Below are 12,830 nucleotides of genomic sequence, written 5' to 3' on the forward strand. Positions count from 1 at the left end.
AGTTCGCACCAGGCCGGCTGCAAACCCTGAAAATTAGCAAAGCGGAAAACGTACGGCGCTAACAATAAAGGAAATGATAATAGTTATCAATCCTATATGTAACAGAGTATGTCAAAGAAAAAGGCGCGGAAACCGCGCCTTCACCCTTATTTAAATTTGGGGAACTGCATTTCGCTGTATTTCACAAAGCGCGTGCGCTTCGTCAGCTTGTAGCCGAACCAGATAATCAGGAACAGCGGGATGCCGATATAGGTTGCCGCCGCGCCGTACCAGTCGATGCGATCCGCCAGGAACGCCTGGTAGTTTTGCCCCAGGGTGATGATCAGGCAGAGCACGAAAGCGAAGATCGGCCCCAGTGGGAAGAACTTAGAGCGGTACGGCAGATCGTTGATATCGTAGCCCTGCGAGACAAAGCCGCGACGGAAACGGTAATGGCTGATGGCTATCCCCAGCCAGGCGATAAAACCGGTCATGCCGGAAGTATTCAGCAGCCAGAGATAGACCGTCTGGTTGCCGAACATTGAGGTCAGGAAACAGAGCGCGGCAACCACGGTGGTGGCATACAGCGCATTGCGCGGCACGCCGCCTTTTGACAGCTTGCCAAACATACGCGGCGCTTTGCCTTCGCGCGCCAGCGTAAACAGCATACGGGTCGACGCATACATGCCGGAGTTGCCCGCTGACAGAATAGCGGTGAGGATCACGGCATTCATGATCGCCGCCGCTGAAAGCAGCCCGGCATGTTTAAACACCAGCGTGAACGGGCTGACGCTGATGTCTTTCACATCGTTACGCAGCAGGCTTGGGTCGGTGTAAGGGATAATCAGGCTGATCACCAGGATCGCCAGGATATAAAACAGCAGGATGCGCCAGAAGACCTGACGAACCGAGCGCGGAATATTTTTGGCCGGATCTTCCGATTCGCCTGCGGCGATACCAATCAGTTCCGTTCCCTGGAAGGAGAAGCCGGCAATCATCGCCACGCCGATCATGGCGGAAAAGCCGCCGGAGAAAGGCGCATCGCCGATCTGCCAGTTACCCCAGCCCGCGACCGGCTGGTCGCCGCGCAGAATGCCGAGGATCATCATCACGCCCACTACGATAAAAATCACTACCGTGACCACTTTGATCAGGGAGAACCAGTATTCTGCCTCACCAAAGCCCTTTACCGAGATGTAGTTGAGCAGGAAAATAACGCTCAGAAAGAGTACGCTCCAGATCCAGCCGGGCGTATCGGGGAACCAGTAGGTCATCACCAGCTGCGCGGCAACCAGTTCAATCGCCACGGTCACGGCCCAGTTGTACCAGTAGTTCCAGCCCAGCGCAAAGCCGAAGCCTTCTTCAACGAAGTTGGAGCCGTAGGTAGAAAAGGAGCCGGATACCGGCATAAAGGCGGCCAGTTCGCCGAGGCTGGTCATCAGGAAATAGACCATCAGGCCGATCAGGGCATAGGAAAGCAGCGCGCCGCCGGGGCCAGCCTGGGAGATAGTCGCGCCGGAAGCGACAAACAGGCCGGTGCCTATGGAACCGCCGATGGCGATCATCGTCAAATGACGCGCCTTTAGTTTGCGCTGTAATTCAGGCTGTTGTGTTGTTTTTGTGTCATGATCCATTGGTAAATGCTGTGCTCTGGCTAAAATGAGGCGCGATTGTAACAAACTCCTTCGTCAGAAGAAGTCATTCCGCGACGTTATAAGATAGCTTCATGATCTGCGGCGAATTATTAGCGCCTGATTAAGCCCCGTTTTTCTGACTGCTCCGCTTTATTCCGCGCAGTAGCTTAGAAAACGCAGCAGCGCCTTCGAGAGATGCTTCTGCCGATGATGAATACGGTACAGCGTGCGTTTGAGTTTGGGCAGCGGGATCGGCACTTCTTTTAACGTGCCTGCCGCCAGCTGTTCCGCAATAACCCGCCGCGACAGACAGCTGATGCCCATCCCGTGGCGCACGGCATGCTTGATTGCCTCTGAGTTGCCCAGCTCCAGCGCCAGGCTAAACTGCGGCAGATGCGAAAGCAGCAGATAATCGACGATTTCGCGCGTGCCGGAGCCGTGTTCGCGCAGGATCCACGACGCGGCCGCCAGGCTTTCCAGCGTCACCGGCTGACGCAGAATAGCCGCGTCGGCGGCGGCAAAAACCACCAGCTCATCTTCCAGCCAGGGTTCGCCAACCAGCTCGCTGACGTGGCACGGCCCTTCGATAAAGCCCACATCGACGCGAAAATCAGCCACGGCGTTAATCACATCCTGGCTGTTGCCCACGCTCAGCTCCAGCGGCAGCTCGGGAAAGTCGCGCCGCCAGCCGGCAATCATGCCCGGCAACAGATAGTTACCAATGGTGCTGCTGGCGTAGACCCGCAACGCGCCGTTATCTTCGCGAAACAGCTGTTCGATTTCAGTGGTTTGCTCCAGCAGCGCCACCGCCCGTGGATAAAGCAGGCGGCCGTGCTCGTTAACCACCAGCCGTTTTCCGACCCTGTCGAACAGCTGAACGCCCAGCTGATTTTCCAGATCCGCCAGCGCCGCGCTGACCGCCGACTGCGACAGCGACAGCACCTGCGAGGCCTGAATTGTCGAGCCGCTTTTCAGCACCTCAGCAAAGACCTCAAGCTGCCTTAATGTGATATGCATTGTTCTTCCTTACTGACTCCATGTCTTCACCAGCCAGATAATCATCGCCAGCCATACCAGCAGCACTATCGCCAGCCAGCCGCCAAGCTTCTTTTTCCTGTGGGCCTGCCGGGCGGTTCGCTGTTGGCTGGCGGCCCTGACCTCCGCCGGCAGCAGGCGCAGCAGCAGCATCATGCCCGACGGCACGATAATAGCGTCGTCCAGTAGCCCAACAAAGGGAATAACGTCGGGAATAAAATCAACGGGGCTTAGCGCATAAACCGCCAGCAGCACGGCCATGCCCTTTTGCCACAGTGGCGTACGCGGATCGCGGCAGGCATACCACAGCGTGACGCCATCTTTTCTGATTACGCTTACCCATCTTGTTAATCGCCTGAACATCCCCGCCCTCTCATATCACTTATTCTGGTTAATTATAAATATATAATCAATTTCTCTTTTAAGCCAGCCTGCGCCATGCTGCGTCTGTCTACTAAGGAGGCTGATATGGCTGAACTGGCATTTCCTTCTTCTCGTCCGCTGCGCTATGGCGCAGGCCTCGGGCTGGCAATGCTGCTGGCCGCTGCTGCCCTTCAGGCTGGCAACCTGCCCGTGCTGAAAACGGCCGGGCTGGGCACCTTAACGCTGGCGATGCTGTTGGGGATCGTAGCAGGCAATACGGTTTATGGCCGCCTGGCTGCGCGCTGCGGCACAGGCGTACACTTTGCCAAACAGCAGCTGCTGCGGCTTGGCATCATGCTGTACGGTTTTCGGCTGACCTTTCAGCAACTTGCCGATATCGGCTTAAGCGGCGTGCTGACCGATCTGCTGCTGCTGACCTCCACTTTTCTGCTGGCCTGCTGGCTGGGCCGTCGCGTGTTGCATCTGGATCGCGATACCGCCTGGCTGATTGGCGCGGGCAGCAGCATTTGCGGCGCGGCGGCGATTATGGCGACGGAGCCGGTAATTAAAGCGGAGCCGCAAAAAGTGGCGGTAGCGGTGGCTACCGTGGTGCTGTTCGGCACGCTCGGCATCTTTCTTTATCCACTGCTATGGCATGAGCTGGCCGCTCTGCTGCCGGGCCTGACGCCGACGCAATGGGGGATCTTTACCGGCTCTACGCTGCATGAAGTGGCACAGGTAGTGGCGGCCGGGCACGCCGTGAGCGCGGAAACGGAGAACGCGGCGGTCATTACTAAAATGCTGCGCGTGATGATGCTGGCGCCCTTCCTGCTGCTGCTCAGCCGTTTCGTGCGTGCCGACGACAGCGGCGGCGGCGAAGTAAGCTTTCCCTGGTTCGCGCTGGGTTTTATCGGCGTGGCGCTGTTTAACTCGCTGCATCTGCTGCCGCCGTCGCTGGTTAGCGGCCTGAACGAGCTGGACAATTTTTTACTGGCCGTGGCGATGGCGGCGCTGGGATTAACCACGCAGTTCAGCCTGTTGAAAAAGGCGGGACTAAGGCCTTTACTGCTGGGCCTGCTGTTATTCGTCTGGCTGCTGCTGGGCGGCGGCGCGATAAACCTGGCTATCCAGCATTTGCTGGCATAAATCCGCGCCGTTTCCGGTTATCATGGCCCGCTTTACAGTAAAACCAACAGGAGAGCAGGCATGAAATATATCGGCGCCCACGTCAGCGCATCCGGCGGCGTGGATCAGGCGGTGCTTCGCGCCCATGAAATCGAGGCGACGGCCTTTGCGCTTTTCACTAAAAATCAGCGTCAGTGGCGCGCGGCCCCGCTGAGCAAAGAGGTGATTGCCGCTTTCCGCAACGCCTGCGAAAAATATCACTACAGCGCCGCCCAGATCCTGCCGCACGACAGCTTTTTAATTAACCTGGGCCATCCACAGGAAGAGGCGCTGGAGAAGTCCCGCCTCGCCTTTATCGACGAACTACAGCGCTGCGAGCAGCTGGGCCTGACGCTGTTGAACTTCCATCCCGGCAGCCATTTGCAGCAGATTGACGAGGACGCCTGCCTGAAGCGCATCGCCGAATCGGTTAACGTCGCGCTGGATAAAACCCAGGGCGTCACCGCCGTGATTGAAAATACCGCCGGTCAGGGCAGCAATCTGGGCTTCCGCTTTGAGCACCTGGCAGCCATTATCGACGGCGTAGAGGATAAGTCGCGCATCGGCGTCTGTATTGACACCTGCCACGCCTTTGCGGGCGGTTACGATCTGCGTACTGAAGAAGATTGCGTGAAAACCTTTGAGGAGTTTGGTCGCGTGGTGGGCTTTGAGTATCTGCGCGGGATGCATCTTAACGATGCCAAAAGCGCGTTTGCCAGCCGCGTTGACCGTCATCACAGCCTGGGCGAAGGTAATATCGGCAATACGGTGTTCAGCTGGCTGATGAAGGATGCTCGCTTCGACGGTATTCCGCTGATCCTGGAAACCGTCAATCCTGATATCTGGAAAGATGAAATCGCCTGGCTCAAGTCGCAGCAGGTCTGATCTATAGACGAAAAAAAAGCGCGGTCGCCCGCGCTTTTTTATTATGCCCGCCTGGATCAGGCTTTAGCCATTTCCGCTTCCGGGCGCTTCAGCACCGCGTAAGAGAGTCCGGCAACCAGCGTGCCGACGATAATCGCTATCAGATAGCCCAGCACCGGCGTAATAGCGCCAGGGATCAGCAGCACAAACAGCCCGCCGTGCGGCGCCATCAGCTTCGCGCCTACCCACATAGAGATAGCGCCGGTCAGCGCGCCGCCAACGATACAGCATGGCAGAACGCGCATCGGGTCACGCGCCGCAAACGGAATAGCGCCTTCGGAAATAAAGCACAGGCCCAGCACCAGCGCCGCTTTGCCGCCTTCCTGCTGGCCTTTGTTGAATTTCCGGCGCGCCACCAGCGTAGCGACGCCCATCGCCAACGGAGGCACCATGCCGCCCGCCATAATGGCCGCCATCGGCGCATAGGTTTGCGAACTGAGCAGGCCGACGCCAAACGCATAGGCCACTTTGTTCACCGGGCCGCCCATATCGGTACACATCATGCCGCCCAGTACCGCACCCAGCAGAACCGCGTTACCCGTGCCCATATTGCTCAGCCAGTGGGTCAGCCCCGCCATAATCTGGGCAACCGGGCCGCCAACCACATAAATCATCAGCAGGCCGGTGATCAGACTGGCGACCAGCGGAATAATCAGGATCGGTTTTAACGCCTCCATACTCTGCGGAAGCTTAAGCTTAGCGCTGATAAACTTCGCGGCGTAACCGGCAATAAAACCGGCAATAATGCCGCCAAGGAAACCGGCGTTGATGGTGCTGGCCAGCCAGCCGCCAATCAGGCCAGGCGTCAGACCAGGACGATCGGCAATTGAGAAGGCGATAAAGCCCGCCAGCACCGGCACCATCAGTTTGAAGGCGCTGCCGCCGCCGATTTCCATCAGCGCCGCCGCCAGCGTGCCCTGCTCTTTAAACGCGGTAATGCCGAAGGCGAAAGAGAGCGCGATGCTCAGGCCGCCTGCCACCACCATCGGCAGCATATAGGAAACGCCGGTCAGCAGATGACGATAGGCGCCTGCGCCCTCTTTTTTCTCGCCCTGCGCCGCTGGCTGGCCGCCGCCCTGCGGCTGATAAGGTTTGGCCTGCGCCAGCGCCTTATCAAACTCCTGTGCGGTTTTCTTCAGCGCCAGGCCGGTCGAGGTGCGATACATCGGCTTACCGGCAAACTTAGCCAGATCGACTTCAATATCCGCCGCCACGATAACCAGGTCAGCCTGGGCCACTTCTTCCGGCGTAATGGCATTGCCCGCGCCTACGGAGCCGCGCGTTTCGACTTTCACCCACCAGCCGCGTTTTTTCGCTTCGGCGTCAATGGCTTCGGCCGCCATAAAGGTGTGCGCCACGCCGGTTGGACAGGCGGTAATGGCGACGATGCGTTTTGGCCCGCTGGCAACCGCGTCGGCCGTGTTCACCGCGGCAGGTTTAGCTACGGCGGCAGGCGCCTGCCAGGCTTTCGCCTCGGTTTGCGCGCGGGCCAGCTCTGCTTCCGGCTGGCGCAGCAGCTGCTCCGCCGTGGTCTGATAAACGGTTTTACCCGTCAGGTCGATGTTGGCGGGCAGCGTGTCGCCCACCAGGATCACCTGGTCCGCTTCGGCCAGATTTTCCGTTAGCGTCAGCCCTTTTGCGGCCGCGCTCGCTCTGGTGATATTTTTTGCCAGATGACCGGTAGCCAGTCCCAGCGAAGGATCAAGTATCAGCAGCGTTTTCATTATGCCTCTCCTGCTGTCAGTTAAAAGGTTTCAGGTCGACGCGCGCCATCATCGCGGCCAACTGGGTACGATCGCTTACGCCCACGTTGCTCTGGCTTACGGCCAGGGCTGCTACGGCGGTAGCCAGGCGTAGGGTATGCTCGCTGGATTCGCGCATCAGCAGGCCGTAAATCAGCCCGCCCACCATTGAATCCCCGGCCCCCACGGTACTCACCACCTCACAGGCCGGCGGTTTGGCGATCCATTCGCCTGAAGCGTTAACCCACAGCGCGCCTTCTGCGCCCAGCGAAATCACTACGTGGGCGATCCCCTGTTCACGCAGCGCATGCGCCGCCTCAATCACATCCTGCAGGGTCGGCAGCTTGCGCCCGGCCCAGATTTCCAGCTCGCGACGGTTTGGCTTAACCAGCCAGGGCGCGGCTTTCAGGCCCGCCACCAGCGCTTCGCGGCTGCTGTCGAAAATAATGCACGGGCAGTGCGTGCGCAGCGCGATCATCCACTCCGTAAAGGCATCGGGATTGACGCCTGCGGGCAGGCTGCCGCTGACGCAGACCATATCGAACTGGCCCAGCCACGTCAGAGAATCCGTGGTGAAGCGCTCCCAGTCCTGCGGGGTGACGTCAAAGCCGGAAAAGTTAAGATCGGTGACCTCGCCATCTTTTTCAGTCAGCTTAACGTTGATGCGGGTACGGCCTTCGACCACCTGAAAACGGTTAGCAATGCCCAGATCGCTAAACAGATGCTGAAAGCCATCCTGATTCTCTTTGCCCAGGAAGCCGCCAACGGTGACATCGATGCCCAAATCTTTCAGCACTTTGGCAACGTTGATGCCTTTCCCGGCGGCGTGCAGGCCGGTGGTTTTCACCAGGTTGACTTCGCCGCGCTCGATTTCCGGCGTATAGCCCACCAGATCGTAAGCGGGGTTCAGCGTGATGGTTGCTACGCGTCTGCTCATGCCGCCCCCTCGCCTAAACCAGCGCTGATAGCCTCGCCGATCGCATCCAGCGCCGCGCGGGCATCTTCGCCGCTGGCGGTGAAGCGCAGGCGGTGGCCTTTTTTCACGCCCAGCGCCACTACTTTCATCAGGCTGCGGCCGTTAGCCGGCTTGCCGCTGCCGTCAAGGTTGGTCACCGTGACGTCGCAGTTGAATTTTTTAATGACGCTGACCAGCGCCGTGCCCGGACGGGCATGCAGGCCGTGCTCGTTGCGGATAGTAAACTCTTCCGTCAGCGTATCGGCCTGCTCGGAGACTTCGCTGGTCAGCAGCGCCAGGATCCCTGCGGCATCGGCGCTCAGCAGGCGATCCGCTTTTTGCTTAATCAGCAGATCGCTTAGATAGTTCAGCACGTTCAGCGGCTGCTCGTCGGCTACGGCAACGGTCACCAGCAGCGCGGCTTTTTCGCCGTCTACTTCAAAGGGTGTCGCGCTGCGGCTTACGGCGACGGCGCTGCCCAGGTTGCCTTCGGTGCTGTCGCTCAGCCAGACGCCCTGCCCTAAATTCAGCGGGCGCGAAGCGATAACGCGGCTGACAAAGCTCGCATCAACCGCGCCGGCCTGCTGTAGGCGACCGGCGTTCAGCGCCTGGAGCGTCATCAGATCGGTGGCCGCCACGTCAACTGTGATCAGCGAGGTGTCGAATTTAAATTCCGTTCCCTGCTTTTCCCCCATCAGCAAACCGCGCAGTGTTTCTGCGGAATCCGTGGTTTTCAGCTGTTCCGCCACGCTGTCATCGCTCAGCACGTGCGTCAGCTGACGCAGCAGCGCCAGATGCTCGTCCGATTTAGCGGCGATGCCGATCACCACATAGGCGGTCTGGTCTTCGCCCCAGGCGATGCCCTGCGGAAACTGATAAACCTGCACGCCGGTTTTCAACACCAGATCGCGCGTGTCGGTCGTGCCATGGGGAATAGCGATGCCGTTACCCAGATAGGTCGAGGTTTGCTGCTCGCGGGCCAGCATACCGTTAACATATCCTTCACCCACGTTGCCGGCTGAGGTTAAAGCGGCTGCCACCTGTCGGATGGCCTCTTCTTTATCTCCGGCCCTGGCACCGGGATGGATTGCATTCAGTTCAAGCTGGAACATAGTTCTCCTCACTGCTTCATTGAATCGTTTCAGCTGGCGGACGGAAAAATAAGCTTTCAGGCCGCTAACTGCCTGTGCAGACGACGCTGAAACGTTTCAATGATTTTGGCCCCGTTCCTGCGTTTATGGCAAGTTTTACTGCCAACGGCATAGCAGATTTTTGAAGCGACGCACACTTCGACTTTTCTTTTTGGGAAAAAGGTTTCATCGGCTGATGGATGGCTGATGCCTTACTTTTAGCCAACAGGCAATTAACACCAGGCGGTCTGTTTTTCCAGATCCAGTAGCCAGACCATCGCCTCTTCCCGACTGTTACGGCACATTTCAGCATCGGGTTTCAGGCTGCCGCAGACCGACGGCCGCAGCGGCGAGGTAAAGATTTTGCAGCGCTGCTGTTCATCCAGCTGAACGCAGGGCGTGTTGGCCGGTTTGCCGTCGGGCATTCCGGGGATCGGTGTGGAAATAGACGGCGCGGTACAGCAGGCACCGCAGGAAGCTCGACATTGCATTGGTTATCCCCTTTAAGAGACGCGACAATAGCAGGCGCGCTGTGGGAATACTATGGCAGCCATCCCCGCTTTTCTTCCTCGTTCAGCACTTGCCTGAAGCCGTCAGCAAGAGTAATTTGTCGCGAACATTTTCATTGCCCCTTTCATCGAGATAACACAATGCCAAGAGCAAACGAAATCAAAAAAGGCATGGCCGTCAGCCATAACGGTAAGCTGCTGTTAGTCAAAGATATTGATGTCCAAAGCCCCAGCGCGCGCGGGGCTTCTACCCTTTATAAAATGCGTTTTACCGATATTCGCACCGGCATGAAAGTCGAGGAGCGCTTCAAGGGTGACGACATCCTGGAAGCGATCTCACTGAGCCGTCGTCAGGTTACCTTCTCTTACGTAGACGGTGACGAATACGTCTTTATGGATGACGAGGACTACACGCCTTACGTCTTCAAAAAAGATCAGATCGAAGAAGAGCTGCTGTTTATCCCGGAAGGCGGCATTCCGGGCATTCAGGTGCTGACGATGGACGGGCAAATTCTGGCGCTTGAGCTGCCGCAAACGCTGGATATGGAAATTATCGAAACCACGCCGGGCATTAAAGGCGCTTCCGCCAGCGCGCGTACCAAGCCTGCCACCATGAGCACCGGCCTGGTGATCCAGGTGCCGGAATACCTCAGCAGCGGCGAGCGCATCCGCATCCATATTGCCGAACGCCGCTATATGGGCCGCGCAGACTAATAAAAAGGTATTCGCGCCTGCCCTTATGGGCCACGCAGAATAACAATAACGGCAAGCGCGCCAGTTCTCATAGGCCGCGCAGACTAATAAAACGGCGAGCGCGCCACGCCTCGCCGTTATTGTTATATTATTACACTACTACCGATAGTTAACGATCAGTATGCCCTGTCGTCGCGCCTGGTCCAGCCATTCAACGTCGATACGGGCGATGCCGGATGGCAGCGTACCGTTGGCCTGTAGCGAGATCGGCGATACTTTTAGCTGGCCGTCGCGATAACAGGTAGCGCTGATTTGATTCTGTTCCTGTTGCACAGCGCAACCCGGCTCCGTGATCGCTCCGGAAAAAGTGATAACGCCGGTGCCTGCGGCTACCGTCGCCAGCGCGCTACCTGCCGGAACCATCAAAAAAAGGGCCAGCGAAAAGTTAAGTTTGCTCATACTTACCTCATTTATTAGCGTCTCTTAATTAACATAGTCGGCAATACGCTTTCCGAAAGCCGATAAGCACAACCGGCCACAACTCAAGGAGAAAATAATGACTCGCGTAAACCTGATTACCGGTTTTCTGGGCAGCGGCAAAACCACTACGCTGCTGCATCTGCTGGCGCAGAAACCACAGGGAGAAAAGTGGGCGGTGCTGGTTAATGAGTTCGGCGAGGTAGGTATAGACGGCGCGCTGCTGGCGGAAAGCGGCGCGGTGCTAAAAGAGATCCCTGGCGGCTGCATGTGCTGCGTTAACGGCCTGCCGATGCAGGTGGGCCTGAATATGCTGCTGAAGCAAACCAGGCCCGACCGTCTGCTGATTGAGCCGACCGGCCTTGGTCACCCTAAACAGATCCTCGACCTGCTGTCTGCGGAGGTTTATCAGCCCTGGCTGACGCTGGATGCCACGCTCTGCCTGCTCGATCCACGTCAGCTAGGCGATGCCCGCATTACGGCTAATGAAAACTTCCGCGATCAGCTCGCCGCCGCCGATATTATCGTGGCCAATAAAGAGGATCGCTGGGATGAGGCCACGCTGGCAGCGCTGCAAGACTGGCGCGCGCAGGACGCTTTACAGCGCCCCATTATTCCCGCGCGTTTCGGCCAGATCGCAGGCGAACTGCTGACGCGTCCACGTTTGAATCAGCAGCCGCTGCCGCAGGCGGCACACCATCATGCCAGGCCCGCTTCGCGACTGGCGGCGCTGGCACCCGTGCAGAATACGCGCTGGCGGCGTTCGCTGAATCAGGGCCAGGGCTACTATTCCTGCGGCTGGGTGTTTGATGCAGAAACCGTGTTCGATACGGTTGGCGTGTTGGAGTGGGCGCGGCTCGCTCCGGTTAGCCGGGTAAAAGGCGTGGTGCGCATTCAGGAAGGCCTGCTGAGCGTGAATCGTCAGGGCGAGGATCTTAATATCGAAACGCGTCAGGCTGCGCCGCCAGACAGCCGGATCGAAATTATTCATGAAGAAGAAGCCGACTGGAACAGCCTCCAGGCATCTTTGTTGAAACTTCGTTTAACTGCTGTTGTATAATGTACGCCGTCACTTCTTCTTAACTTAATCTTAATAAAATGCGTGCTAATCAACTGATCACTATCCTGGTGCTTAACGCGCTGGGACTGGCGCTCTTTTTTTCCTGGTATTTGCCGGAAAACCACGGCGCCTGGTTTACGCTCGATAAAAGCCTTTTTTATTGGTTTAACGAGCGGCTGGTAACCAATAAAGCGCTGTTATGGCTGGTGGCTATTACCAACTTTCGCCCTTTTGACGCGGTGTCGCTGCTGGCGATGGGCGCGCTTTATTACAGTTTCTGGCGGCGTGAAACGCCCCAGGGGCGCAGGCGGCTGCTGGCTATCGGTATTGCTATGCTGCTGACGGCGGTGGTGCTGAACCAGCTTGGTCATCTGATCCCGGTTTCGCATCCCAGCCCGACCAAATATTTCCCGGACGTTCATCACGTGACGACATTAACCGGCATTCCAACTAAAGATGCCTCTTCCGATAGTTTTCCTGGCGATCACGGCATGATGCTGATGATTTTTGCCAGCTTTATGCTGCGCTACTTTGGCGTTCGTGCTTTTTTAATTGCCGTGGGGATCGTGCTGATATTCGCTACGCCGCGCATTATGATTGGCGCGCACTGGTTTACCGATGTTGCGGTAGGCTCGCTTTCCGTGGTGCTGGTAGGGACGAGCTGGTGGTTAATTACGCCGGGCAGCGACTGGCTGGTGAATATTTTATATCGTGCTTTACCAGGTAAATATAAGCCGGCTAATTAATTAAGCCGCTTTTTTTACCGTTTTCAGGAAGCAACGAAAAGCGATTTACGCCACTTTCGTTGCTTTTTTATGCGATGTAGCTCTCAAAATCCCACTTTATGCTACAGCTGCCGTGATGTTTGATCCCCAGCGGAATCTTCTGCCTTTAAGAAACGTACAGCAGTATTAAACTGAATTGTGGCTAACACGCATTTTTTAACGCTCTTTTAGCCTTTCACGCCTCAGGTTTTCAGCGTTTGTGCCGATAAAGTGGCCAGACTACGACCTCTCTGTTTCTTATGATAAAAATCAATAAAAAAGTCGTTAAAACCCCTCGCCAGCACGCAGTTAATCGGGTAATCTCATTTCCGATTAGGACAAAGCTGTAAGATATTTCCATTATTTACATTTTAAACTGTGCGCTTTCGCACAATTTGAAT

At 57.1% G+C, this 12,830-nt stretch carries 13 protein-coding genes; 5 read left to right on the plus strand and 8 right to left on the minus strand.

Translation table 11 applies throughout. The annotated features are described in order from the left end of the window. Window positions 1–146: 146 nt before the first annotated feature. The 3 genes from QZH36_RS13950 to QZH36_RS13960 form a co-directional block, all read right to left on the minus strand. Window positions 147–1,613, minus strand: a complete 1,467-nt coding sequence (locus QZH36_RS13950; protein WP_125288184.1) for an amino acid permease — start codon at window positions 1,611–1,613, stop codon at window positions 147–149. A 150-nt stretch (window positions 1,614–1,763) separates the two neighbouring features. Further along, window positions 1,764–2,630: a DNA-binding transcriptional regulator YeiE gene (gene yieE, locus QZH36_RS13955; protein ID WP_301730487.1), complete on the minus strand. Its 867-nt coding sequence runs from the start codon at window positions 2,628–2,630 to the stop codon at window positions 1,764–1,766. A gap of 9 nt (window positions 2,631–2,639) precedes the next feature. Then, a complete protein-coding gene (locus QZH36_RS13960) occupies window positions 2,640–3,011 on the minus strand; it encodes a YkvA family protein (protein WP_253459930.1) in 372 nt (123 codons plus the stop codon). A gap of 105 nt (window positions 3,012–3,116) precedes the next feature. Here QZH36_RS13960 and QZH36_RS13965 point away from each other — a divergent pair, with 105 nt between their 5' ends. Together QZH36_RS13965 and nfo are read left to right on the plus strand one after the other, a co-directional pair. Then, window positions 3,117–4,157, plus strand: coding sequence for a YeiH family protein (locus QZH36_RS13965; RefSeq protein WP_253459927.1), 1,041 nt, complete (start codon window positions 3,117–3,119; stop codon window positions 4,155–4,157). Between the two features lie 60 nt (window positions 4,158–4,217). Beyond that, the gene (gene nfo / locus QZH36_RS13970) at window positions 4,218–5,060 is read left to right on the plus strand and encodes a deoxyribonuclease IV (protein WP_253459924.1); all 843 of its coding nucleotides are present in this window, start codon (window positions 4,218–4,220) and stop codon (window positions 5,058–5,060) included. A gap of 56 nt (window positions 5,061–5,116) precedes the next feature. Here the strand turns inward: nfo and fruA are convergent, their stop codons facing one another. The 4 genes from fruA to QZH36_RS13990 form a co-directional block, all read right to left on the minus strand. Continuing rightward, window positions 5,117–6,823, minus strand: coding sequence for a PTS fructose transporter subunit IIBC (gene fruA, locus QZH36_RS13975; protein WP_253459921.1), 1,707 nt, complete (start codon window positions 6,821–6,823; stop codon window positions 5,117–5,119). Window positions 6,824–6,839: 16 nt separating this feature from the next. After that, window positions 6,840–7,778 carry a 1-phosphofructokinase gene (fruK, locus tag QZH36_RS13980; protein ID WP_253459920.1) on the minus strand — a complete coding sequence of 313 codons (939 nt, stop codon included), beginning with the start codon at window positions 7,776–7,778 and terminating at the stop codon, window positions 6,840–6,842. Continuing rightward, on the minus strand, window positions 7,775–8,908 hold the full coding sequence (gene fruB, locus QZH36_RS13985; protein WP_253459917.1) for a fused PTS fructose transporter subunit IIA/HPr protein: 1,134 nt from the start codon (window positions 8,906–8,908) through the stop codon (window positions 7,775–7,777). Before fruB ends, fruK begins: the two co-directional genes overlap by 4 nt. Window positions 8,909–9,159: 251 nt before the next feature. Next, on the minus strand, window positions 9,160–9,417 hold the full coding sequence (locus QZH36_RS13990) for a YkgJ family cysteine cluster protein (RefSeq protein WP_125288192.1): 258 nt from the start codon (window positions 9,415–9,417) through the stop codon (window positions 9,160–9,162). Window positions 9,418–9,576: 159 nt separating this feature from the next. Between QZH36_RS13990 and yeiP the strand changes: the two genes are divergently transcribed. After that, the gene (yeiP, locus tag QZH36_RS13995) at window positions 9,577–10,149 is read left to right on the plus strand and encodes an elongation factor P-like protein YeiP (RefSeq protein ID WP_253459914.1); all 573 of its coding nucleotides are present in this window, start codon (window positions 9,577–9,579) and stop codon (window positions 10,147–10,149) included. Between the two features lie 138 nt (window positions 10,150–10,287). Here the strand turns inward: yeiP and QZH36_RS14000 are convergent, their stop codons facing one another. Continuing rightward, a complete protein-coding gene (locus QZH36_RS14000) occupies window positions 10,288–10,587 on the minus strand; it encodes a YmdA family protein (protein WP_301730488.1) in 300 nt (99 codons plus the stop codon). A 97-nt stretch (window positions 10,588–10,684) separates the two neighbouring features. On the opposite strand from QZH36_RS14000, the gene QZH36_RS14005 reads away from it, so the two are divergent. Next, on the plus strand, window positions 10,685–11,665 hold the full coding sequence (locus tag QZH36_RS14005) for a CobW family GTP-binding protein (RefSeq protein ID WP_253459908.1): 981 nt from the start codon (window positions 10,685–10,687) through the stop codon (window positions 11,663–11,665). Between the two features lie 38 nt (window positions 11,666–11,703). Continuing rightward, a complete protein-coding gene (locus tag QZH36_RS14010; protein WP_301730489.1) occupies window positions 11,704–12,411 on the plus strand; it encodes a phosphatase PAP2 family protein in 708 nt (235 codons plus the stop codon). The last annotated feature ends 419 nt before the right edge of the window (window positions 12,412–12,830 follow it).

This window comes from Erwinia wuhanensis, from assembly GCF_030484085.1.
GTDB classification, from domain to species: Bacteria; Pseudomonadota; Gammaproteobacteria; order Enterobacterales; family Enterobacteriaceae; genus Erwinia; species Erwinia aeris.

Bases quoted from the DNA above. Each gene is read 5' to 3' on its own strand.
- QZH36_RS13950 (WP_125288184.1), bottom strand. From the start codon at position 1,613: ATGGATCATGACACAAAAACAACACAACAGCCTGAATTACAGCGCAAA.
- yieE (WP_301730487.1), bottom strand. From the start codon at position 2,630: ATGCATATCACATTAAGGCAGCTTGAGGTCTTTGCTGAGGTGCTGAAA.
- QZH36_RS13960 (WP_253459930.1), bottom strand. From the start codon at position 3,011: ATGTTCAGGCGATTAACAAGATGGGTAAGCGTAATCAGAAAAGATGGC.
- QZH36_RS13965 (WP_253459927.1), top strand. From the start codon at position 3,117: ATGGCTGAACTGGCATTTCCTTCTTCTCGTCCGCTGCGCTATGGCGCA.
- nfo (WP_253459924.1), top strand. From the start codon at position 4,218: ATGAAATATATCGGCGCCCACGTCAGCGCATCCGGCGGCGTGGATCAG.
- fruA (WP_253459921.1), bottom strand. From the start codon at position 6,823: ATGAAAACGCTGCTGATACTTGATCCTTCGCTGGGACTGGCTACCGGT.
- fruK (WP_253459920.1), bottom strand. From the start codon at position 7,778: ATGAGCAGACGCGTAGCAACCATCACGCTGAACCCCGCTTACGATCTG.
- fruB (WP_253459917.1), bottom strand. From the start codon at position 8,908: ATGTTCCAGCTTGAACTGAATGCAATCCATCCCGGTGCCAGGGCCGGA.
- QZH36_RS13990 (WP_125288192.1), bottom strand. From the start codon at position 9,417: ATGCAATGTCGAGCTTCCTGCGGTGCCTGCTGTACCGCGCCGTCTATT.
- yeiP (WP_253459914.1), top strand. From the start codon at position 9,577: ATGCCAAGAGCAAACGAAATCAAAAAAGGCATGGCCGTCAGCCATAAC.
- QZH36_RS14000 (WP_301730488.1), bottom strand. From the start codon at position 10,587: ATGAGCAAACTTAACTTTTCGCTGGCCCTTTTTTTGATGGTTCCGGCA.
- QZH36_RS14005 (WP_253459908.1), top strand. From the start codon at position 10,685: ATGACTCGCGTAAACCTGATTACCGGTTTTCTGGGCAGCGGCAAAACC.
- QZH36_RS14010 (WP_301730489.1), top strand. From the start codon at position 11,704: ATGCGTGCTAATCAACTGATCACTATCCTGGTGCTTAACGCGCTGGGA.